Source organism: Streptomyces sp. NPDC012637, from assembly GCF_042954805.1.
GTDB lineage: Bacteria > Actinomycetota > Actinomycetes > Streptomycetales > Streptomycetaceae > Streptomyces.
The window spans coordinates 589,809-610,275 of the sequence record NZ_JBIBDS010000005.1; the positions used below are offsets into that span (position 1 = coordinate 589,809).

The window sequence follows — 20,467 nt, forward strand, 5'->3', positions numbered from 1 at the left end:
CCGCGGAAACCGGAGCTTCGCCTGACCCACCCCCGCCCCAACCGCCGCCCTCGTCCCCACCTCCACCCGCACCCCACCTCCACCCGCACCCCACCCCTCAGTCGCGGGCCGCGACCCTGCCCGTCACGAGGTGGCAGGCCGCGGCCGCGGCCGTGTCGCCGGCGAGGACCGGCAGGTCCCTCGTGCGGCAGTGGTCGGCCACGTCCGCCGCCGCGCCCGACGCCAGGGCCTGGCAGCGGACGTGGAAGCGGCAGCCCGACGGGATGCGCGCCGGGTCCGGGGGCTCGCCGGTCAGCACCACCGGCTCGCCACCGGACTCCGGCAGCACCGACAACAGGGCTCTCGTGTACGGGTGCTGAGGGGCCGTCAGTACGGTCTCCACCGGTCCGGTCTCCACGATCCGCCCCAGGTACATGACCGCCACCCGGTCCGCGATGTTCCACGCGAGCCCCAGGTCGTGCGTCACCACCAGCGCGGACAGTCCCAGTTCGTCGCGGAGCCGCAGCAGCAGTGCCAGGATCTCGCCGCGTACCGAGGCGTCCAGCGACGCCACCGGTTCGTCGGCGACGATCAGCTCCGGCTCCAGGACCAGCGCGCCCGCGATGACCACCCGCTGCCGCTGCCCGCCGGACAGTTCGTGCGGATAGCGCAGGAAGAACCGCTCCGGCGGCCGCAGCCCGGCCCGGGACAGCGCCTCGGCGACCGCCGCCCGTTCGTCCCCGGCGTACCGGTGGATGCGCAGCCCCTCGGCCACCGCGTCGTACACCGTGTGCCTCGGGTTCAGCGAGCCGCTCGGATCCTGCAGCACCAGCTGGGCCCGCTTCCGGTACGCCTTGAGCGCCTTGCCCGTGTACGACAGCGGCGCGCCGGCGAACCGCACGGCGCCCTCGGCCGGGCGGACCAGGCCGAGCAGCGAGCGCGCCAGCGTGGTCTTGCCGCAGCCGGACTCGCCCACCAGGGCCACGATCTCGCCCGCGCCGACGTCCAGGTCCACGCCGTCCACCGCCCGGGCGGCGGGCGCGCCCCGCCGCCCCGGGAAGACCACCCGCAGCCCCCGTGCCGACAGCAGTGGCACCGCCGGATCCTGGCTCATGACGTGCTCCCCACGTGTACGCAGGCCGCCCGGCGCCCCGCGCCCGCGTCCCGCAGTTCCTGGTCCTGCTCGGCGCACCCGTCCACCGCCACCGGGCAGCGCGGATGGAAGGTGCAGCCGCCCGGCAGGTCCGCCGGGTCCGGTGGGTCGCCCGGCAGACCGCGCGGCGCCCGCCGGGACGCCGCGTCGCCGATCCGCGGGAACGCCGAGGACAGCGCCTTGCCGTAGGGGTGCGCCGCCGCCTCGTACACCGCCTTCGCCGGGCCCTCCTCGACCACCCGGCCCGCGTACATCACGGCGAGCCGGTCGCAGGTGTCGGCGAGCACCGCCAGATCGTGGCTGATCATGAGCAGTCCGATGTCCTGCTCGGCGACGAGCCGCTCGATCAGCCGCAGGATCTGCGCCTGGATCATCACGTCGAGCGCCGTCGTCGGCTCGTCGGCGACGATCAGCCGCGGATCGCAGGCGAGTGCCATGGCGATCATCACGCGCTGCCGCTGCCCGCCGGACAGTTCGTGCGGATACGCGGCCGCGCGGGCGGCCGGCAGGCCCACGTGTTCCAGGAGCTCCCCGACCCGGCGGCGTGCGGCCGCCGGAGCGGCCCGCCCGTGCACGAGCAGCGGCTCGGCGATCTGGTCGCCGATCCGCCGCACCGCGTTCAGCGAGTGCATCGCGCCCTGGAAGACGATCGACGCCCCCGCCCAGCGCACGGCCCGCAGCCGCCCCCACTTCATGGCGAGGACGTCCTCGCCGTCGAGGAGGATCTCCCCGCTCATCCGGGCCGACGCGGGCAGCAGCCGTAGCAGCGCCAGCGCCATCGTCGACTTGCCGCACCCGGACTCGCCGGCGACGCCGAGCTTCTGCCCGGCGGGCAGGGTGAGGTCCACGCCCCGTACGGCGGGGACGGCGGCCGCCCCCGACCCGTACGTCACGCTCAGGTTCCGCACCTCGAGCAGCGGCTGTGTCTGCGTGCTCAACGACCCACTCCCAGCTTCGGGTTGAGTACGGACTCGATGGCCCGTCCGCACAGCGTGAACGCGAGCGCGACGAGCGCGATGGCGATGCCCGGCGGCGCCAGGTACCACCAGTGCCCGGACGACACCGCGCCCGCCTCGCGCGCGTCCTGGAGCATCCCGCCCCACGACACCACGGTGGGGTCGCCGAGACCCAGGAAGGCCAGGGTCGCCTCGGTGAGGATGGCCGTCGAGATGCCGAGCGTGGTCTGCGCGAGCACCAGCGGCATCACGTTCGGCAGCACGTGCCGGGTCATGACGTGCCCGTGCCCGCCGCCGAGGGCGGTGGCCCGCTCGATGTACGGGCGGGACTCGACCGCGATCGTCTGGGCCCGTACCAGCCGGGCCGTCGTCGGCCAGCTGGTGATTCCGATCGCCAGGATCACCGTCCACACGGACCGGGACATGACGGTCGCGAGCACGATGGCGAGGACGAGCGCCGGCATGACCAGGAACCAGTCCGTGATCCGCATGACGACGGTGGAGAACCAGCCGCCGTAGTGGCCCGCGACGATCCCGACGAGCGTGCCGATGGCGACCGACAGCGTCGCCGCCAGCAGCCCTACGAGGAGCGAGATCCGCGCGCCCCAGATCAGCAGGCCGAGCAGCGAGCGCCCGAACTGGTCGGTGCCCAGCGGGAACTCGGCGCTCGGTGGCTCGAGGGCGGTGCCGGGCGCGTTCGTCACCGACTGCACGTCGGCGCCGACGGTCAGCGGCGCCGTGAGCGCGACGAGACCGATCAGGGCGAGTCCGGCAAGGCCCCAGAGCCCGGCCCGGTGGGTGCGGTACCGCTGCCAGAAGCGGGCGAGCGAGGCGCGCCTGCGCTGCCGGGCCAGCGAGGCGGCGGTCGTCTGTGAGGTCATCGGCCCACCCGGGGGTCGAGCAGCGGATAGAGCAGGTCGGCGATCAGGTTCATCACGATCATCGCGCCCGCGAAGACCACGAACAGGCCCTGCACCAGCGGCAGATCGGGCACGCTGAGCGCCTGGTAGAACAGGCCGCCGAGCCCGGGCCAGGAGAACACGGTCTCCACCAGGATCGAACCCGCGGCGACATGGCCGAGGTTGATGAAGATCATCGTCACCGTCGGCAGCAGGGCGTTCGGCACGGCGTGGCGCCGCCGTACGACGTCGTCGCGCAGCCCCTTCGCCCGGGCGGTGGTCAGATAGTCGCCGCCCATCTCGTCGAGCAGCGAGGACCGCATGACGAGCAGCGTCTGGGCGTATCCCACCGCGACCAGGGTGAGCACCGGCAGCACCATGTGGTGGGCCACGTCGAGCACGTGACCGAAGCCGGTCTCGCCGGTGCCGGACTCCATGCCGCCGGTCGGGAAGAGCCCCGGGACCGGCCCGATGCCCACCGAGAACACGATGATCAGCAGCAGGCCCAGCCAGAACGAGGGCACCGACCACAGGGTCAGCGCCACACCGGTGTTCAGCCTGTCGCCGAGGCTGCCGTGCCGCCACGCGGAGCGGGTGCCGAGCCACAGGCCGAGCGCCGAGTAGAGCACCACGGCCGTGCCGGTGAGCAGCAGCGTCGCCGGCAGCTTCTGTGCGATGAGCTCGCCGACCGGGGCGCGGAACTGGTACGAGGTGCCGAGGTCCCCGGTGAGCGCCTTGGCGCAGTAGTCGGTGAACTGCTGCCACATCGGCAGGTCGAGGCCGAACTGCTTGCGGAGCGTCGCCAGTTGCTCGGCCGTGGTGGGCATGCCGTGGGTCATCGTCTTCACCGGGTCGCCCGGGATGATCCGGAACAGGAAGAAGCTGGTGACCAGGACGGCGAGGAGGGACACCGCGGCACCGGCGACCTTCCCCGCCGCGTGCCGGAGGTACGCGGCGGCGGTGCCGGATCGTGCGCCGCCCTCGGTGGCGCGGACCGTGCCGGAGTCGGTTCCGGTGCCGGTCTGCGCCACCGGGGCGGGAGTGCTTGCGCTGGTCACGGGCTACTCGCGGTCGTCGGCGGTGGAGCGGCGGCGCAGTCCGAAGAAGACCCCGATGCCTACGACGACCACGACGGCCGCGCCGATCCCGACGACCACGCCGGTCGAGGAGCCACCCGACTGCTCGCCGGAGGACCCGGCGGCGGGTACGGCAGACCACCAGCTCCAGTAACCGTCCTGGCCCCACAGGTTGCCGGCGGCCTCGGGCATGGTGGTGATGGAGGCGATCTGGTCGGTGCGGTAGGCCTCCAGGGCGTTCGGGTACGCGATGACGTTCATGTACCCGGTGTCGTAGAGCCGCGACTGCATCTGCTTGACCAGGCCGGCCCGCTTGGCGGCGTCGTACTCGACGGCCTGCCGGGCGTACAGCGAGTCGAACTGCCGGTCGCAGATGAAGTTGTCGGTGGCGCCGGTGTCCTTGGGCGTCGCGGGCAGGGTGCCGCAGGTGTGGATGGACAGCACGTAGTCCGGGTCCGGGTTGACCGACCAGCCGTCGAAGGCGAGGTCGTAGTCGCCCTTCACCCACGGGTCGGACACGCTGTCCAGGCACTCGACCTTGAGCCCGATGCCGAGCTTGCCCCACCACTCCTGGAGGTACTTGGCGGAGGCCTTGTCGTTCGGGTCGGTGGCGTGACACAGGATGCGCAGGTCGAGCGGCCTGCCGTCCTTGCCCAGCCGCCTGCCCTCGGCGTTCTTCCGGTACCCCGCGGCGTCCAGGATCTGCTCGGCCCTGGCCGGGTCGTACGCGCGCTTCTGGTCGGCGGCCGGCTTCCAGAAGTACGAGCCGAAGCGCGGCGGGATGTAGCCCTCGCCCTCCACGGCGTGGTTCTGGAAGACCTTGTCGACGAGGGTCGAGCGGTCCACGGCGAGGAACAGCGCCTTGCGCACCTCGGGATCGAGCAGCGCCTTGTTCCCGTTGCCGAAGGTCCTGCCGTCCTTGGCGCGGGCCCCCGGGTTGGTGGCGAGGGCGTAGAAGCGCCGCCCGGGAGCGTCGTTGACCTTGATGTTCTTCTGCGTCTTCAGCGCGGCGGCCTGGGCGGGCGTCAGGTTCGGTACGAAGGACACCTCGCCCTTCTGGAGCGCGGCGACGGCCGCGTCACCGTCCTTGTAGTACTTGAAGACCAGCTCGTCGAACTTCGGCGCACCGCGCCAGAACTTCTTGTTCGGCTTGAGCTTGATGTACTGGTCGACCTTGAAGTCCGTGATGACGAACGGCCCGTTGCCGACGATCGGGAACTGCTGGTCGTTGTTGAACTTGGAGAAGTCGGTGACCTTCTCCCACACGTGCCTGGGCACGATCGGCACGTCGAGCGCCGTCATCGTCGCCTGCGGCTGCTTCAGCTCTATGACCAGGGTCTGCGGGTCGGGTGCGGTGACCTTCTTGAAGTTGGCGGTGAAGCTGCCGTTGGCGGTGGCCGCGTTCGGGTCGGTCATCATCTTGTTGAAGGTCCAGGCCGCGTCCTCCGCGGTGGCCTGCCGCCCGTCGGACCAGAGCGAGTCCTTGCGGATCGTGTAGGTCCAGGTGAGCTTGTCCGGCGAGGACTTCCACTCGGTCGCCAGGCCCGGGATCGGGCGGGCGTCCTTCACGTCGTAGTTCGTCAGGTACTCGTACGCCAGCCGGTGGATGCTGGTCGAGACGAGCTTCTGCGCCAGGAACGGCGAGAGCGAGTCGACGCTCTGCGAGACGGCGACGGTGAGCGTGGTACCGCCGGACTTCTCGTCCTCCGCCTGGGCGGTGCCCGGGACGGCCAGGAGCGAGGCGACGGTGACACCGGTGGCGAGAAGCAGGCGCAGGGCTCTGCGGGCGGGTGCCGGACGGGGTGGAACCTTCGTGACCATGACCATGGGACGTGACCTCGCGTCGGGATGCGTGCGTCGTGGGAAGTGCCGTGGATCTTGGGCTGACGATGGATGAAGCGAAGGTGTATCAGCGGTGGTCTGCCGTCGTCAACGATGTCTCAAACACCGTGTGGGCTGCGGGAATGCGGAAAGGCCCCGTACCGGAACACCGGTACGGGGCCTCATTGGTCTACTCCTGTGACGCCCTACTGCTGAGGGGCTGGCGGCGCCTGCGGAGGCTGCTGCTGCGGCTGCTGCTGCCAGTTGGGCGGCGGAACCTGGCCCTGGCCCTGCGCCTGCGGATCGGCGTGCGGCGGAAGCGGCTGCGCCGGAGGCTGCTGCCACCCCTGCGGCATCGGGGGCTGACCGGGCTGCGCCCCGTACATCTGTCCGGGTGCGGGCTGTGCTCCGTACGGCTGACCCGGCTGCCCCGGCGCCGGCTGCTGCGGGTAGGGCTGCTGCGGGTAAGGCTGACCGGGCGCGGGCGGACCGCCGTACGGCTGACCCGGTGCGGGCTGCTGCGGCGGGTACGGCTGACCGGGCATCGGCTGCCCCGGCACGGGCTGGCCGGGCGCACCGGGCTGGCCGGGCCCACCGGGCATCGGCGGGGCCAAGTGCGGCGGCATGCCGCCCTGCCCGTCACCGGTCCACAGACCCTGCGCCTGCTGCGCGCGGACGAAGTCCTCGGCCACCATCGCCGACAGGTGGAAGTACGCCTCGCGGGTCTTCGGCCGCATCATGTCGAGGTCGACCTCGGCGCCCGCCGCCAGGTGCTCGTCGAAGGGCACCACGACCACGCCGCGGCAGCGGGTCTGGAAGTGCTGGACGATGTCCTCGACCTTGATCATCTTGCCGGTCTCGCGGACCCCGGAGATCACGGTGATCGAGCGCTGCACCAGCTCCGCGTACCCGTGCGCCGACAGCCAGTCGAGCGTCGTGGAGGCGCTGGAGGCGCCGTCCACGGACGGCGTGGAGATGATGATCAGCTGATCGGCCAGGTCGAGCACCCCGCGCATCGCGCTGTAGAGCAGACCGGTTCCGGAGTCGGTCAGGATGATCGGGTACTGCTTGCCCAGGACGTCGATCGCCCGCCGGTAGTCCTCGTCGTTGAAGGTCGTCGAGACGGCCGGGTCCACGTCGTTGGCGAGGATCTCCAGACCCGACGGCGCCTGCGAGGTGAAGCGGCGGATGTCCATGTACGAGTTGAGGTACGGGATCGCCTGCACCAGGTCGCGGATGGTCGCGCCGGTCTCGCGCCGCACCCGGCGGCCGAGCGTGCCGGCGTCCGGGTTGGCGTCGATCGCCAGGATCTTGTCCTGCCGCTCGGTCGCCAGGGTCGCGCCCAGCGCGGTGGTGGTCGTGGTCTTGCCGACGCCGCCCTTGAGCGAGATGACCGCGATCCGGTAGCAGGAGAGGACCGGCGTACGGATCAGCTCCAGCTTCCGCTGCCGCTCCGCCTCCTCCTTCTTGCCGCCCAGCTTGAAGCGGGCCGAGGCACCGGGATTGCGGGAGGACTTGGCCTTCTGCTTGTTGTTGCGCAGCAGCCGGTCCGAGGACAGCTCGACGGCCGCCGTGTACCCGAGCGGTGCGCCCGGCACGGACCGCTCCCGCTGGTCGTGCGTCACGGCGGAGGGCCAGGCGGCCCCGGTCCGCGGGTCCACGGCGGGCCCGGGCCCGGCGGGCGCGGACGGCTGGGGCTGGGCGAGGTGCGCGGGCTGGCCGGGCTGCCCAGGGTGGGGGAAGCCGTAGCCGCCCTGGGGCTGCGGCGGGACCGGCGGCTGGCCGGGCTGGGGCTGGCCGGGCTGGGGCTGTCCGGGGTGGGGGAAGCCGTAGCCGCCCTGGGGCTGGGGCTGGGGCTGGGGCTGGGCGGGCGGGCCGGGCTGTTCCTGCTGCGGGAAGCCGTACCCGGCCTGGGGCTGCGGCGGGACCGGCGGCTGGCCGGGCTGGGGCTGTCCGGGGTGGGGGAAGCCGTAGCCGCCCTGGGGCTGCGGGGCGGGCGGCTGGGGCTGCGCGGGCTGTCCCGGGTGCGGGAAGCCGTAACCACCCTGCGGCGGTACGGGACCGGGGGCACCCGGAACCGGAGGAGCGGGCCAGGGCGCGGCGGCGGGCAGCGGCGCGGCCGGGGCCACCGGCTGCTCGCCCTGGGCCTCCTGCGCGGGCCACTGCGGCGCGGCCGCGGGCGTCGCGGGCTGGAACGACGGCGGCAGCGGCGGCAGTCCGGCGCCCTGGGCCGGCAGGGGCGGGGCGACGGGCGGCGCCACGGGCGGCAGCGGTGCGGCCGGTACGGCGTCCTGCGGCTCGACGGCGGGCGCCGCGGCGGTCGGTGCGGCGACGTCGGCTTCGGGCGCCGCTTCGGCGGCGGTGGCTTCCGTGCCGGCGTCCGCGCTGCCGTCCGCCGGGCCCGAGCCGGTGGCGTCGGGGACATCGGTGGCGTCGGCGGCGTCGGCTGGGGCGGGGTGCTCGACGGCCGCCGGCGTGCCGTCCGTGCCCGACGCGGACGCCTCGGCGGCCTCGGACCCGCCGTCGGAAGAGACCGTTCCGCCGGCGGCGTCCGCGTCGTCCTCGTACGCGGCGGACGCAGCGGTCGCGGAGGGTGCCTCGGTCGCGCCGGACGCGGGCTGCGCGAGGGCCGATTCATCGGTCACCTCCGCCGCCGTCTCGTCGGACGCGGTGACGGAGGAAACGGCCGGGTCACCGGCCGTGCCCGGCGGCGCGGGCTCAGGCGCGGTCCCGGCCGCGGGCGTCGCGGCCGCCGCCCGGGGGTCGTCCCCGCCGGTCTGCTGCTCGGCCAGCTCCGCCATCTCGCGCTTCAGCGCGGCGGGGGAGAAGCGCATAGTCGCGCCGCTCTCCAGGTCCCCGCCGCCGAACGGCGAGGGGATGGATGCGGACGCGTCGGCAGCGGCCGCGGACGGTGGAACTGGGGCGGCGGGAGCGACCGGAGCGGGCGCGGCGGGAGCCGGCGCGACCGGGGCAGGGGCAGCCGGAGCGACCGCGGCCGGAGAAACCGGAGCGGACGGGACCGGAGCGGACGGGACCGGAGCGGACGGGACCGGAGCGGACGGAACCGGAGCAGGCGGGACGGGAGCAGGCGGGACGGGAGCGGCCGGAGGCGGCGTGGCGCCCCAGTTCGGCTCGAAGCCGCCGCCCGCCGGGACCCCGGGGACCGCGACGGGCGCGCCGGTCGGCGGCGGAGGGGTGGGCGCCCCGGCACCCGTACCGGCCGACGCGTTCTGCGTGTACCAGGCCGGCGGGGTGTAGTCGATGGTGAACTCACCCGTCATCTCGGCGGGATCTGCGTCGGACTGATCGTCGACGGGCGGGTTCCAACCCCCGTTGATCTCGTCCCGATCGCGGTTCACTTTGCCTCCTGGTGTGGTCGCGCACCCTTGTGCCGTCGTGGGCGGGCACATCCCACCCTAAACGCCAACCGTGCCCCTCGGGCAGGGCCGACGGCCCGCCGCCGCCCGCCGTACGGACCGGCCGGGTCCCCCAAGTGACCCACGGGTACCGGAGAGTGAAACCCCCGGTTTTCCAAACCTGCACAAAAGTGGACAGGTTCGGTGAAGATGTCGTGCTGCCGGTCCGGCTCAGTCCATCCGGCGGGCGGCGCCCAACAATCCGGTCTCGGCGTCCGTGGCCTGCGTCATCACGAACTGCCGGTCGCCCGGCGTGCACCAGAGCGTCACCCCGTCGGCCAGCGTCGACAGCGCCTCCCACTCGGCGCGCTGCAGGCCCATGATGCGTCCGATCTGCGCGGCCTCGTCGGGGGACACCCGCTGCACCCCGACGAGCGAGGACTTCTCCAGGAGCCGCGGGGCCACCGGGCTCAGATAGGGGAGCAGCGTGACGACCGACTGCCAGGGGCCGGACACGACCCGGCCGCGCGGCGGCCGCATGCCGCAGTCGCGGACGACGACCACCGGGCTGCCCGCGGACGCGCCCTGCGGCGGCACCCGGCCCACGTCGTGCAGCGTGATGCAGGGCTGCCCGCCGCCCGCCGCCTGGGCGAGCGCCGTCCAGGCCTGCGCGCGGCCGGTCTCGACGGCGATACGGGCGCCGGTCGCCGCCGCGCGCAGCGCGAGCACCTGCGCGGTCCACAGTCCGCCGATGAGCGTGATGTCGTACGGGGCCGGCCGGTTGATGCCGAGCACCGCGGGCCGGCTCTCGGCGTCCACGCCGATGACCACGCCGTCGTCGCCCATCGGCAGTGCCAGCGCGCCGAGTTGGTCCATGGGTGCCGCGTGGCGGTCGCGGCGCGGGCCGATGAGCCCGAAGCCGAACCGGGGCTTGGCGCCGCGGCCGCCCGTGCGCCCCGCGGTACGGCCGCCGCCCGTACGGGCCCGCCGTGCCCCCGCCCTCCCGCCACCGGGAACCGCGCCGCCGACGACCCCGCCGGACACGCCGCCCGGCACCGGCCCGCCGGCCGCCTGACCGCCCGCGGCCGGGGGAGCCCCGGCCGCCCCCTGCTGTGCAGGATTCTGCGGGGCCATACGGCTCGCCGGGTGCATCTGGCCGGCCTGGTTCATCTGCCTGTTCGCCGGGTTCACCGGACCCGTCGGAGTCGTCATCAGCGCGCACCCCCCAGCGGCAGCGTCGCCAGCATGCCGGGCACCTGTTCGCGGTCGAGCCGCACCAGACCCGTCTTCACGCCACGCGCCACGCGCTCCAGTTCGTGCCGGGCCGCCACCAGCTCCTCGTCGCTGCGCCCGGTGATCCGTACATGTCCGGTGACCGTCACCTCCTGACGGTCACCGCCGCTCAGCGTCAGGCTGAAGGTCGTCGCGAGCGCCGGCAGCGAGGTCAGCAGTGCCACCAGCTGCGGCATCGACGCCCCCGCGCCGCCCCCGCTGCCCAGCTGCGGCCAGCGCCCCACCCAGTACGTCGTGTGACGCCGGTCGTCGACCCGCCAGGTGCGCGCCGTCTCCTGGGTGCGCCGGCCCTGCGCCTGGCCGCGGCCCGCCTGCGCTATCGCCATCGGGCTGGCGCACGTGGACGTGGCGATCGCCGAGGTCAGTTCCTGCTCGGTGAGCACCGTGGCCTTGAATCCCGCGCCGGCGAGCCGGCTCGCCAGCTGGTCCGCCGCCCGCACCAGGCACTTCTGCGCGCCCTGCATGCCGCCGCCGCGCGCCTCGACCGCCTCGGGGCACAGCTCCGGGTCGAGCTTGAGCGCGATCCAGGTGATGCGGACCGCGGGCGAACCCGTCTGGGCCTGCAGCGGCCCGTAGTTGCGCGCCGCCATCGACTGCGCCGGCAGATGCGGCGCGGGCGCCGGCTGGGTGTGCTGGACGACCTGCGCGGACTCGAGCCGGATGCCGTCCACCGAGAGCACGTCCCGGACGAGCCCCACCGGCAGCGGGTGCGCCCCGCGGTCGGGGCGCAGCGCCGAGGTCTCGGACTCGACCCGTACGACGGCGGTGAGGAAGGTCCCGTCGCCGATCATCCCGATCGGGCGCCGGTCGCGGTCGCTGTACGCGTACGTCCGCAGCGCCGGATCGCACTCCACGACCGGGGCGAGGCCCGGCTCGGTGCCCTCGGGCACGGTGAAGGAGGCGGCCCTGCGGGTCCTCGCGCGCAGCGCGAAGAAGGTGGAGAGCCACTCGGGCAGCGACCGCCGGTGCCGCCGCACCACGGCGAGCAGCACCAGCAGCGCCGCGACCACACCGGCGGGCACCAGCATCAGCTTGTCGACGACCGCGGCCACGACGAGCACCGCGGCCGCCACCTCGACCAGTACGAGCTGTTGCAATCGGAACGCACCGAAGTGTCCCGGGCGCGCCTGAAGCCTCGGTGACACCGACGACGAAACCGGCGAATCGGGACCCGGAGCGGGAGTGGTGGGGGGCGCGGCAGTAGACCCGGCCGCAGCGGACCGCGTCCGCGTCGCGGAAGCCATGATGGAGAATCCCCCTCAATTCGTCCCGATCACCCTGGCCCGCCAGGCCTTTGGCGGCCGGATCACCCTACCCGCCCCACACGCACCGACGGACAGCAGGCATAGTAGGGGGCCGGTCCGACAGCCGGGGCCCGGGCGCCATGCTCCCCGGACACCCGCGCGAAGACTGCGCCTGACGAAAATGGGGACTCATGGCATCACGGCGGGACGAGCTCAACGCGTACACCTTTGCGAAGAAGCGCACGGTCGCGGCATTCCTCCAACCCACACCCTCGGGCACGGAGGAGGGAGCGCCCAAGGCGCTGCGCGCGGTCCTTCCCGGGGTCATCGTCGGCGCCCTCGTCATCGCCGGCTTCGGCGCCTGGGGCATGTTCAAGCCGACCGCGCCCAAGGGCTGGGACGAGCCCGGCAAGAAGGTGATCGTCGGCAAGCAGTCGACCACCCGCTACGTGGTCCTCACCACCGGCAAGGGCAAGGACAAGAAGACCCTGCTCCACCCCGTGCTCAACCTCGCTTCCGCCCGGCTGCTGCTCAACCCGGACGACTTCCAGGTCATCCAGGTCGACGACAAGACGCTGGACGAGGGCAAGCCCCCGCGCGGCCCGATCCTCGGCATCCCGTACGCCCCCGACCGCCTCCCCGGCGAAGCGGACGCGGGCACCGCCAAGCGCTGGGCCGTGTGCGAACAGCCCGGCGGCGGCAACGGCGGCAGCGTGCAGAAGGCCACCTTCCTCTTCGCCAAGCGTGACCTCGGCCGCACCGACAACGGCAACAAGCTGAAGGCCGGTCAGGTCCTGTACGTGAAGGGCCAGAAGGACAGCGCCCAGTACCTGATCGACCACACCGGCACCAAGTACCGCGTCAACGAGAAGTCCCAGGGCCTCGTCACCGCGCTGTTCGGCGTCAACCGCGCGCCGCAGCAGGTCACCGACGACTGGCTGGCCACCCTGAAGACCGGCACCCCCGTCGACTACCCGGAGATCCCCGGCGCGGTCGGCGCCGACGCCCACGTCCGCGGCGGCCTCACGCCCGCCCAGGACAAGGTCGGCATGGTGCTCCTCACCCAGACCGGCTCCGGCCCCCAGCACTACGTCGTACTGGAAGGCAAGGTGCAGCCGGTCTCTGCGTTCACCGCCTGGCTCCTCATCCAGTCGCCGAAGGCCGACATCCTGGACATGACCGGCAAGGCCACTCCCGTGGACCAGGCCTCGCTCACTCCCGACAGCCAGGTGTTCGGCGCCGAACTGCGCTGGCCAGAGCACCAGTCCGAGCAGGTCAACTCCGTCGGTGGCGACGGCTCGCGCGACACCGTCTGCTCCGTCCTGGAGAAGGTCGACGCCAAGGGGCGGACCACCCTCTCCACCTGGGCCGGCCCCGCGTACCCCGCCGACATCACGGCCGGCGGCACCAGCACGTACGTCACGCCCGGCACCGGACTGCTCTACACCCAGATCCAGGGCAAGCAGTCCTCGCCCGCCGGCTCGCTCTTCCTCGTGACCGACACCGGACTGCGCTACGCCGTCCAGGCCAACGGCGACAGCGACTCCGGCCGTTCCGAGATCGGCACCGGGAACCAGCAGCGGACCACGGACGGGCGGCCGGAGCCGTCCGACGCGCAGAAGCGGCTCGGCTACGAGAAGGTCACCCCCGTGCCCGTCCCGATGGAGTGGTCCGAGTTCCTGTCGAAGGGCCCGCGCCTGGACACCAACAGCGCGCGCCAGCCGCAGGGTTCGTGAGGAGGGACGCACCGGTGACGACGTCTCGTACCCGCGCAGGGGCCCTGCTGGCGAGCACGACCCTGACGGCCGTGCTGATGGCGGCCCCGCCGGCCGGCGCGGCCGCCACCGAACCGGTCGGGCTGGACGGCAGCGGCGAGTGCACCTTCCCGATGAAGAAGCAGATCGAGGGCATCCCCTGGTCGCTCCAGCGGGTGCTGCTCGACGAACTGTGGCAGGACACCAAGGGCAAGGGCGTCCGCGTCGCCGTCATCGACACCGGGGTCGACGACGTCAACCCGCAGCTGAAGCCCGCCGTCGACGCGAAGGCCGGCAAGGACTACCTGAAGCCCGACAAGCAGAACCCGGTCGCGGGCAACGACCAGCGCGGCAAGACCGACGGCACCGTCGACGAGGTCGGCCACGGCACCAAGGTCGCGGGCATCATCGCCGCCCGCCCCCGCAAGGGAACCGGTTTCGTCGGCCTCGCACCCGAGGCGACCATCATCCCGATCCGGCAGAACGACGAGAAGAACAGCGGCAAGTCCGACACGATGGCCCAGGCCATCGACCACGCCGTGGCCAAGGGCGCCAAGGTCATCAACATCTCCCAGGACACCACCCAGCCGCTCGGCCCCGAGTCGTCGCTGGGCAAGGCGGTGGCCCGGGCGCTCGCCGCGAACGTCGTGGTCGTGGCCTCCGCCGGCAACGACGGCATCGACGGCAAGCTGAAGAACACCTACCCGGCCGCCTTCCCGGGCGTCCTCGCCGTCGCCTCGTCCGACCGCAACAACGAACGCGCCGCCTTCTCCCAGTCCGGCACCTTCGTCGGCGTCGCCGCACCCGGCGTCGACATGGTGTCCACGGTGCCGGGCGGCGGCCAGTGCGTCGACAACGGAACCAGCTTCTCCGCCCCGTACGTCGCGGGCGTGGCGACGCTGCTGCGCGCCAAGTACCCGAAGTGGACCGCCGCACAGATCGTGACGAGGATCGAGCAGACCGCCGTCCGCTCGGTCAACGGTCGCGACGACCACGTGGGTTGGGGCGTCGTCGACCCGGTCCGAGCCCTGGCGGACGGCCCCGAACCACCCCTGACGGGCCCCACCCCGGACCCGGGCCCACCAAGGCCCCCGGCCCCCGAACCGGCCCACATGGCCATGTCGGAGACCCCGCAGGAGCGCTCCGAACGCCTCGCCACGTACGCGCTGGGCATCGCGGGGGTGCTGGTCGCGGTGGTCGCGGGGACGGCTGTGGTGATCAGGGACGGACGGCGACGGCGCGCGACCGCCCGCTGAAGCGTCAGATGAGTAGGAATACCTAGGTAGCTTTGCAGTTGGAACTGTCGTACCGAGTAGTTAGAGTGGGCGAGTTCGTGCATGTGACGAGGGGGAACTGAAGTGGCAGGGCCGAACGGGGACGGCGGTAAGCAGGGGCTCGAAGTCGGCGATGTGACGCTCCTGACCTTCCAGTCGCGTATGCAGAAGCTGGTCGACGAGCTGAAGGGCTCGCCGGCCGAGCACACGAAGATCGGCGAGCAGAAGGTCACGGCCGCGTCGTACGGCACGGGCTTCAGCGCGGCGAGCGAGCTGCACGGGGCGTACGAGAAGGTGCGCACGCGGCTCGAGGAGCTGACGAAGATCTTCGGCGAGACGATCGAGGCGATGGGGATTCGCGCGCAGATCGCTCACAAGGGTTATGACGGTGTCGACCAGGAGGAACTGGACCGCTTCCGGGCGATTCAGAAGACCACGAAGGACGACTACGACAAGCACACCGGTGGGGGCGTCGAGGACCCGGCCGCGCCGAAGCAGGCGGCCAAGCCGACGACCAACACCACCGATTCCGGCGGGTTCAGCTAAAAGGGGGAGGGCAACACGATGTCTGGAGAGTTCGAGGGGAAGTCCCTGGACGCTCTGTACGCGATGATCGCGTCGGCCAAGCCCGAGGAGGTCTCCGGCGCGGGGACGGCGCTCGCGGCGGCGGTGCCGAAGATTCTCGACATCGCCACGGATCTGCGGCACTACATCTCCCGCGTTCAGTGGGAGGGCGAGGGTGCGGAAGCCTTCCGCCAGTGGGGTGCCGGCATGGTCCGCGAGACGCTTGTTCTCGGTGACTTCACGAAGGTCGTGTCCGAGGAGATGAAGCGTGCGGGAAACGCGCTGAGCGAGGCGAAGTCAGCCGTGCCGAAGCCGGCGGGCATGTGCTTCGCGGACCCGGAGAAGGAGAAGGCCCGCATCGAGTCGGAGACCGGCCCGAAGCTCCAGGAAGCCATCCAGCAGATGGAGCGCCTCTCGTCGTACTACGACACGACGAGTGCGCGTCTCGCATCGGAGCGGCAGCCGGAGTTCAAGCCGATCGACGGCGATCTCACCCAAACTGAACGAGAGTACGGCTCGGGCAGCGGTACTGGTTCCGGGACGTACTCCGGCACCGGTTCCGGTACGGGCACCGCTCAGACCAGTCACACGACGATTCAGCGGGCTGAAGTGTCGCCGCCGAGCGGCACCGAGCGGCAGCCCCACGACCCGGTGACCCCGCCGTCGGTCACGCCGACCACGCCGACACGTCCGGACAGCGAGGTCGACACCAACCTCGACTCCGTGAAGCTGACGCCGCCCCCGGAGACCACGAACCGGCCGCCCACGCAGCCTCCGCTCACCACCACGCTTCCGCCGGCGACCAACCAGCCGCTGCCGCCCGTCTCGCTGCCGCCCATGGCGCCGCCGCTGGGTCAGCAGAACGGTCTCCAGCAGCCGCGTCAGTCCGTCACGGGCCTGCCGAGTCCCGCGACGCGCACCGGACTGCCGGGCCCGAGCACTCTGGGCCCCGTGGGCATCACGGGTGGCAAGCAGGTGCCCGGTCGTTCCGTCACGGGCCAGCAGATGGGCCGCATGCCCATGAGCACCGTCATCGGCGAGGAGCGGAACGCGTCGCAGTACGGACGTGGTGCCGCGGGCATGCACGGCCCGAGCGGCGGCATGCACGGTGGCCCCACGGGCAGCCAGGGCGGCTCCGGCCGCCGTCTGGCGACCCAGCCCGGCGGAACCATCGGTGCGCCCACGACGTCCGGTGTGAGTGGACGCTCGGCCTTCACGCCCGGTGGTACCGGCCTGGTGCGTCCGCCCGCTTCGACACAGCCGGAGGGGGAGGAGCGTCGCCAGCCGCGCAACCGCCCCGACTACCTGTCCGAGGACGAGGAGACGTGGACCTCGGGCCAGCGCCAGATCGTCCCGCCCGTCATCGACTAGGAGCAGTTTCCTGATGTCCCCCCTCACCCGGGTCGCCGGGCGCCGCGCAGCAGCCCTGCTCGGCGCCATGTCGACCGTCGTCGCCACGTGGACCTTCACGGCGCCGGCAGCGTCGGCGGACGACATTCGGTCGCGCCAGTGGTACCTGGACGCGATGAAGGCCGACCAGATGTGGAAGGTGGCCACGGGGAAGGGCGTCACCGTCGCGGTGCTCGACACTGGTGTCGATTCGACGCTGCCGGAACTGCGCGGAAAGGTGCTGCCCGGACGTAACTTCGACACGGGGGGCCCGGGCCGTGTGGACGACAAGGACACCAACCGCCACGGCACGAACATGGCCCTTGCGATCGCGGGGACCGGGGCTGGCGGTGGGGTGAGAGGTATCGCTCCTGACGCAGTGATCCTCCCGGTCAAAACGGGTGCCGCTGTCGGCTCCGGATGGAAGACCTTCCACCAAGGCATCCGCTACGCAGTGGACAACGGCGCTCGGGTGATCAACATCTCGTACGGTGGTGTGGCGGACGAGACGGAAGCCCGTGAGTGGCAGAGCACCATCGACTACGCCGTGCAGAAAGGCGCGTTGGTCTTCGCTGCCACAGGCAATGACGGGAGCGAGCGGCGCAACTCCTACCCTGCGGCCGTTCCTGGTGTCGTCGCTGTCGGCGCAGTGGACGTGAACGGCAAGGTCGCCAAGTTCTCCGACTACGGCGCCTTCGTCGATCTCGCGGCTCCTGGAGTCGAGATTCCGGGGCGCTGTCTGCGGGACAAGACCAAGTATTGCGCCGGGGACGGCACCAGCCAGGCCACCGCCATCGCCTCCGGCACCGCCGCCCTCATCTGGTCCGCCCATCCCGACTGGACCGGGAACCAGGTCCTCCGGGTCATGATGGAGACGGCCGGCCACGACGGCCCCGTCCCCTCCAAGTACATCGGCTACGGAACCGTGCGTCCCGCCCAGGTCCTCCTGGAAGGCAAGGGCAACCCGGGCGACCCCAACGTCAACCCGCTGCTCGCTGCGCAGCAGGCGAGCACGAGCACGTCACCGACAACACCCCAGACCTCCCCCTCTCCTGAGAACACGGGGGCAAGCGGCAGCGGCCAGGCCAAGGACAAGGACCAGGCCGCAGCGTCCGACGAGGGCGGTCTTCCGCTCTGGGCCATCGCCGCGAGTGCCGTCGCCGTCGTCGCCGTCATCGGCCTCGTCGTAGCGGCGGGAGTACGCAGGAGAGCGTCGACAGACGCATGAACCACTGCATCGACAACAAGAGGAGCATCACATGAGCACTCCCGCTGGCGGGTTCGGACTCGCAGACGATCCGATCGTCAAGGCGAAGAACAAGATCGTGGAGACCGGCGACGCGGTCTCCAAGCAGGCGCGTGAGCTCGCCAACATCCTGGAGACCTGCAGCGCCGGCTGGACCGGTGTCGGTGCGGTGGGCTTCAAGCAGGCTCAGACGCTCCTCAACGAGGACCACGACACCATCCGTCGCCTGCTGAACGTTCTTCTCAACGCCGTCGGCGAGACGAAGAACCTCAGCAACGCGAACGACGACGAGGTGCGGGCCACGTTCGCCGCCGTCAACAACTCCTCGCTCAACAACATCTGACGTAAAGGGGGATCAGCATGTCTGTCGACAACGCCGGGACCAAGGTTCGGTACGAGTCCGTCCAGGAGATGGCGAACCGTATCCGTACGGTCTCGCAGAACATCATCAAGGACATCGCGGAGATGGACGCCGCGCTGCGGGTCGTCACCGACACGTGGGACGGTGACGCTCACCGTGAGTACGAGATCCTGCAGGGCAAGTACAAGAAGCGCGCCGAGGACATGAAGAACCGCCTCGAGCAGACCGCCAAGATCGTCGAGCAGGGCAAGGACAGCTACCGCTCCACCGACGTCAAGGCCTCGCGTCTCTTCACCGAGGCGTACTGACCGACCCGGACCACCCGGACCACCCGGACCACCCGGACCACCCGGACCACCCGGTCCACGGGTCCACCCCGCCCCCGGTCCACCGGCCCACCCGGTCCGCCCGGTCCGCTCGGCCCACCGGGTCCACCGGTCCACGAGAAGGGGCCCGCACCTCCCAGAGGTGCGGGCCCCTTCTCACGTCCCAGCGCTACCGCAGGTCGAACTCCCCGTCCTTCGCCCCGAGGACGAAGGCGTCCCACTCGGCCTTCGTGTACCGCAGCACGGTGTCGTGGTCGAGCGAGGAACGCATCGCGATCGCTCCGCCCGGCAGGTGGGCGATCTCCACGCGCTCCTCGTCGGGGCTCGTCCCGGGAGCGCCCTGCCACTCGACGCCGCTGATGTCGAGCGCGTACAGCTCGTCCTTCTCCTGCTGAGTGCCCATCCGGCTCTGCTCCTTCATACGGCGGTGGAACGCGTCGTTGCAGGTCAATCATGGGTGCGGCGGGGTCCGGCTGTCAGCCGGACCCCGGAATCCGCACCGCCGGTTCACTCGGCCTGCGAGGCGAACGTCCTGGCGAGCTCCAGGACCTGCTCCGGCTCGAGCTTGCTCTTGTCGTCCTCGCCGACCGTCAGCAGCAGGGCGACGTCGCCCTTGCCGCCGGAGTCGAGCCGGACGGTGACGACGTTCCCGCCCTTGCTCGGCACCGGCACTCCGGGCTTGGCCTTGTCGGTCTTCTCCCAGTAGGCCTTCGTCTCGTCGACGCTCATGCCGGCGGCCTTCTGCGTGGTGGGCAGCAGGACGTTGACGGCGTTACCCGCCTCCGTACCGACGGTGTGGACGTCGAGATCCTCCCCGCCCACGTGGTACGAGCACGTGATCCACGCACCGGCCTTGCCTGCCCATGCCGACTGCGGATCCGTCGTCTTGCCGCCCTCGGCGGTCGCGTGGGGCTCGCTCGCCTCCGCACCCGCCGCGCCCGGCTCGATGCCCTCGCCGAGCCCGGCCTCCTCTGCCGCCTCGGCGACGTCGTACGGCAGGGGGCACGTGCCTGCGCCGTCCTTCGCGAACTCGTCCGAGAGCGAGACCAGCCTGTCCACACTCAGGGCTCCGGGCTCCGTGCCGGAGCTCCCGCAGCCCACCAGCGTGGTGAGGAGGACGGCGCTCGCGGTGCCCAGGACGGTGTGCTTCACGCGGATCATCAGGGGGCGCTTTCAGTGCGGGGCTTCACGACGGGGTCCTTCGCCAACGGCTTGTTCCGGCAGCCGAGGCCTTCCGTCACCTCGCGGGTCATCAGGTAGAGGAAGGACAGCTGTTGTGTCTTCGCCGCCTCGTCCGGCTTCTCGCCCTTGACCGGGAGGTTGACGTCGGCGCGGAGCACGGCCCTGCCTGCCTGACCGCTCAGCTCACCACCCAGATCGCACTTCACGTACAGCGACGCGCCGCCGTCGGAGACCGACCCCGTGGCCGCGTTCACGTCGTAGAACGTCTCGCCCTGGGCCCGCTGCTCCGACGGCGTCCCCGCGGGAGACCACGCGAAGCCGAGCAGTGCGTGTCCCTTGCCGTCCTCGGGCTTGTACCTGCAAAGGAAGGAGGGCGACGTCGAGTTCCCGGCGTGGCCCGTCCACTCCTTCAGGTCCTTCGTGAACTCCTTCACGAAGCTGTCGTCCGACTTGAGGACATCGGTACGGAAGTCGTCCGTCCCGAGCACCTCGCGCAGCGACTTGCCGGCCGCGGAGTCGGCGGGCTGACCGCACATGCCCTCGACCTGGGAGCCGGAGTCCCCGGAGGAACACGCGGTCGCGGCCAGCATGACC

18 protein-coding genes are annotated in these 20,467 nt (G+C 71.8%); 7 read left to right on the forward strand and 11 right to left on the reverse strand.

Going from position 1 to position 20,467, the window contains the following annotated elements:
• Nucleotides 1-97: 97 nt before the first annotated feature.
• The 8 genes from ACFY8W_RS23025 to eccE form a co-directional block, all read right to left on the reverse strand.
• A complete protein-coding gene (locus ACFY8W_RS23025; protein ID WP_391108164.1) occupies nt 98-1,093 on the reverse strand; it encodes an oligopeptide/dipeptide ABC transporter ATP-binding protein in 996 nt (331 codons plus the stop codon).
• Nucleotides 1,090-2,070 carry an oligopeptide/dipeptide ABC transporter ATP-binding protein gene (locus ACFY8W_RS23030; protein WP_391108166.1) on the reverse strand — a complete coding sequence of 327 codons (981 nt, stop codon included), beginning with the start codon at nt 2,068-2,070 and terminating at the stop codon, nt 1,090-1,092. Before ACFY8W_RS23030 ends, ACFY8W_RS23025 begins: the two co-directional genes overlap by 4 nt.
• Nucleotides 2,067-2,969, reverse strand: coding sequence for an ABC transporter permease subunit (locus ACFY8W_RS23035; protein ID WP_391108169.1), 903 nt, complete (start codon nt 2,967-2,969; stop codon nt 2,067-2,069). The genes ACFY8W_RS23030 and ACFY8W_RS23035 overlap by 4 nt, the downstream gene beginning before the upstream one ends.
• Complete coding sequence (locus tag ACFY8W_RS23040) at nt 2,966-4,045, reverse strand: ABC transporter permease subunit (RefSeq protein ID WP_391108172.1); 1,080 nt, start codon at nt 4,043-4,045, stop codon at nt 2,966-2,968. Before ACFY8W_RS23040 ends, ACFY8W_RS23035 begins: the two co-directional genes overlap by 4 nt.
• Nucleotides 4,046-4,048: 3 nt before the next feature.
• Nucleotides 4,049-5,884 (reverse strand): ABC transporter substrate-binding protein, encoded by a 1,836-nt coding sequence (locus ACFY8W_RS23045; RefSeq protein WP_391108306.1) that lies wholly within the window; start codon nt 5,882-5,884, stop codon nt 4,049-4,051.
• Nucleotides 5,885-6,090: 206 nt separating this feature from the next.
• Nucleotides 6,091-9,243, reverse strand: a complete 3,153-nt coding sequence (locus tag ACFY8W_RS23050; RefSeq protein ID WP_391108175.1) for an SCO5717 family growth-regulating ATPase — start codon at nt 9,241-9,243, stop codon at nt 6,091-6,093.
• A gap of 228 nt (nt 9,244-9,471) precedes the next feature.
• Entirely contained in the window at nt 9,472-10,116 is a 645-nt protein-coding gene (locus tag ACFY8W_RS23055) for a hypothetical protein (protein WP_391108308.1), read from the reverse strand.
• 335 nt (nt 10,117-10,451) lie between these two features.
• Nucleotides 10,452-11,777 carry a type VII secretion protein EccE gene (eccE, locus tag ACFY8W_RS23060; protein ID WP_391108177.1) on the reverse strand — a complete coding sequence of 442 codons (1,326 nt, stop codon included), beginning with the start codon at nt 11,775-11,777 and terminating at the stop codon, nt 10,452-10,454.
• 191 nt (nt 11,778-11,968) lie between these two features.
• Between eccE and eccB the strand changes: the two genes are divergently transcribed.
• The 7 genes from eccB to ACFY8W_RS23095 all read left to right on the forward strand — a co-directional run bounded on the left by eccB (nt 11,969) and on the right by ACFY8W_RS23095 (nt 18,673).
• A complete protein-coding gene (gene eccB, locus ACFY8W_RS23065) occupies nt 11,969-13,513 on the forward strand; it encodes a type VII secretion protein EccB (RefSeq protein ID WP_391108180.1) in 1,545 nt (514 codons plus the stop codon).
• A 77-nt stretch (nt 13,514-13,590) separates the two neighbouring features.
• A complete protein-coding gene (gene mycP, locus ACFY8W_RS23070; RefSeq protein ID WP_391108310.1) occupies nt 13,591-14,787 on the forward strand; it encodes a type VII secretion-associated serine protease mycosin in 1,197 nt (398 codons plus the stop codon).
• A gap of 102 nt (nt 14,788-14,889) precedes the next feature.
• Entirely contained in the window at nt 14,890-15,351 is a 462-nt protein-coding gene (locus ACFY8W_RS23075) for a hypothetical protein (RefSeq protein ID WP_391108183.1), read from the forward strand.
• 18 nt (nt 15,352-15,369) lie between these two features.
• Nucleotides 15,370-16,740 carry a WXG100 family type VII secretion target gene (locus tag ACFY8W_RS23080; RefSeq protein WP_391108186.1) on the forward strand — a complete coding sequence of 457 codons (1,371 nt, stop codon included), beginning with the start codon at nt 15,370-15,372 and terminating at the stop codon, nt 16,738-16,740.
• A 13-nt stretch (nt 16,741-16,753) separates the two neighbouring features.
• Entirely contained in the window at nt 16,754-17,986 is a 1,233-nt protein-coding gene (locus ACFY8W_RS23085) for a S8 family serine peptidase (protein ID WP_391108189.1), read from the forward strand.
• A 31-nt stretch (nt 17,987-18,017) separates the two neighbouring features.
• A complete protein-coding gene (locus ACFY8W_RS23090) occupies nt 18,018-18,347 on the forward strand; it encodes a hypothetical protein (RefSeq protein ID WP_391108192.1) in 330 nt (109 codons plus the stop codon).
• A 17-nt stretch (nt 18,348-18,364) separates the two neighbouring features.
• Entirely contained in the window at nt 18,365-18,673 is a 309-nt protein-coding gene (locus ACFY8W_RS23095) for a WXG100 family type VII secretion target (RefSeq protein ID WP_391108195.1), read from the forward strand.
• A 187-nt stretch (nt 18,674-18,860) separates the two neighbouring features.
• Here the strand turns inward: ACFY8W_RS23095 and ACFY8W_RS23100 are convergent, their stop codons facing one another.
• From ACFY8W_RS23100 to ACFY8W_RS23110, 3 genes are all read right to left on the reverse strand, one after another.
• Complete coding sequence (locus tag ACFY8W_RS23100) at nt 18,861-19,094, reverse strand: DUF397 domain-containing protein (protein ID WP_125661844.1); 234 nt, start codon at nt 19,092-19,094, stop codon at nt 18,861-18,863.
• Nucleotides 19,095-19,198: 104 nt separating this feature from the next.
• On the reverse strand, nt 19,199-19,852 hold the full coding sequence (locus ACFY8W_RS23105; protein ID WP_391108197.1) for a hypothetical protein: 654 nt from the start codon (nt 19,850-19,852) through the stop codon (nt 19,199-19,201).
• A complete protein-coding gene (locus tag ACFY8W_RS23110; RefSeq protein WP_391108200.1) occupies nt 19,852-20,463 on the reverse strand; it encodes a hypothetical protein in 612 nt (203 codons plus the stop codon). Before ACFY8W_RS23110 ends, ACFY8W_RS23105 begins: the two co-directional genes overlap by 1 nt.
• Nucleotides 20,464-20,467: the final 4 nt, after the last annotated feature.

Excerpts from the sequence above, each read along its gene's own strand:
- ACFY8W_RS23055 (WP_391108308.1), bottom strand. The coding sequence starts at position 10,116 with ATGGACCAACTCGGCGCGCTGGCACTGCCGATGGGCGACGACGGCGTG.
- ACFY8W_RS23105 (WP_391108197.1), bottom strand. The coding sequence starts at position 19,852 with ATGATCCGCGTGAAGCACACCGTCCTGGGCACCGCGAGCGCCGTCCTC.
- ACFY8W_RS23095 (WP_391108195.1), top strand. The coding sequence starts at position 18,365 with ATGTCTGTCGACAACGCCGGGACCAAGGTTCGGTACGAGTCCGTCCAG.
- ACFY8W_RS23025 (WP_391108164.1), bottom strand. The coding sequence starts at position 1,093 with ATGAGCCAGGATCCGGCGGTGCCACTGCTGTCGGCACGGGGGCTGCGG.
- ACFY8W_RS23110 (WP_391108200.1), bottom strand. The coding sequence starts at position 20,463 with ATGCTGGCCGCGACCGCGTGTTCCTCCGGGGACTCCGGCTCCCAGGTC.
- ACFY8W_RS23080 (WP_391108186.1), top strand. The coding sequence starts at position 15,370 with ATGTCTGGAGAGTTCGAGGGGAAGTCCCTGGACGCTCTGTACGCGATG.
- ACFY8W_RS23100 (WP_125661844.1), bottom strand. The coding sequence starts at position 19,094 with ATGGGCACTCAGCAGGAGAAGGACGAGCTGTACGCGCTCGACATCAGC.
- ACFY8W_RS23035 (WP_391108169.1), bottom strand. The coding sequence starts at position 2,969 with ATGACCTCACAGACGACCGCCGCCTCGCTGGCCCGGCAGCGCAGGCGC.
- eccB (WP_391108180.1), top strand. The coding sequence starts at position 11,969 with ATGGCATCACGGCGGGACGAGCTCAACGCGTACACCTTTGCGAAGAAG.
- ACFY8W_RS23085 (WP_391108189.1), top strand. The coding sequence starts at position 16,754 with ATGTCCCCCCTCACCCGGGTCGCCGGGCGCCGCGCAGCAGCCCTGCTC.
- mycP (WP_391108310.1), top strand. The coding sequence starts at position 13,591 with ATGGCGGCCCCGCCGGCCGGCGCGGCCGCCACCGAACCGGTCGGGCTG.
- ACFY8W_RS23045 (WP_391108306.1), bottom strand. The coding sequence starts at position 5,884 with ATGGTCACGAAGGTTCCACCCCGTCCGGCACCCGCCCGCAGAGCCCTG.
- ACFY8W_RS23090 (WP_391108192.1), top strand. The coding sequence starts at position 18,018 with ATGAGCACTCCCGCTGGCGGGTTCGGACTCGCAGACGATCCGATCGTC.
- eccE (WP_391108177.1), bottom strand. The coding sequence starts at position 11,777 with ATGGCTTCCGCGACGCGGACGCGGTCCGCTGCGGCCGGGTCTACTGCC.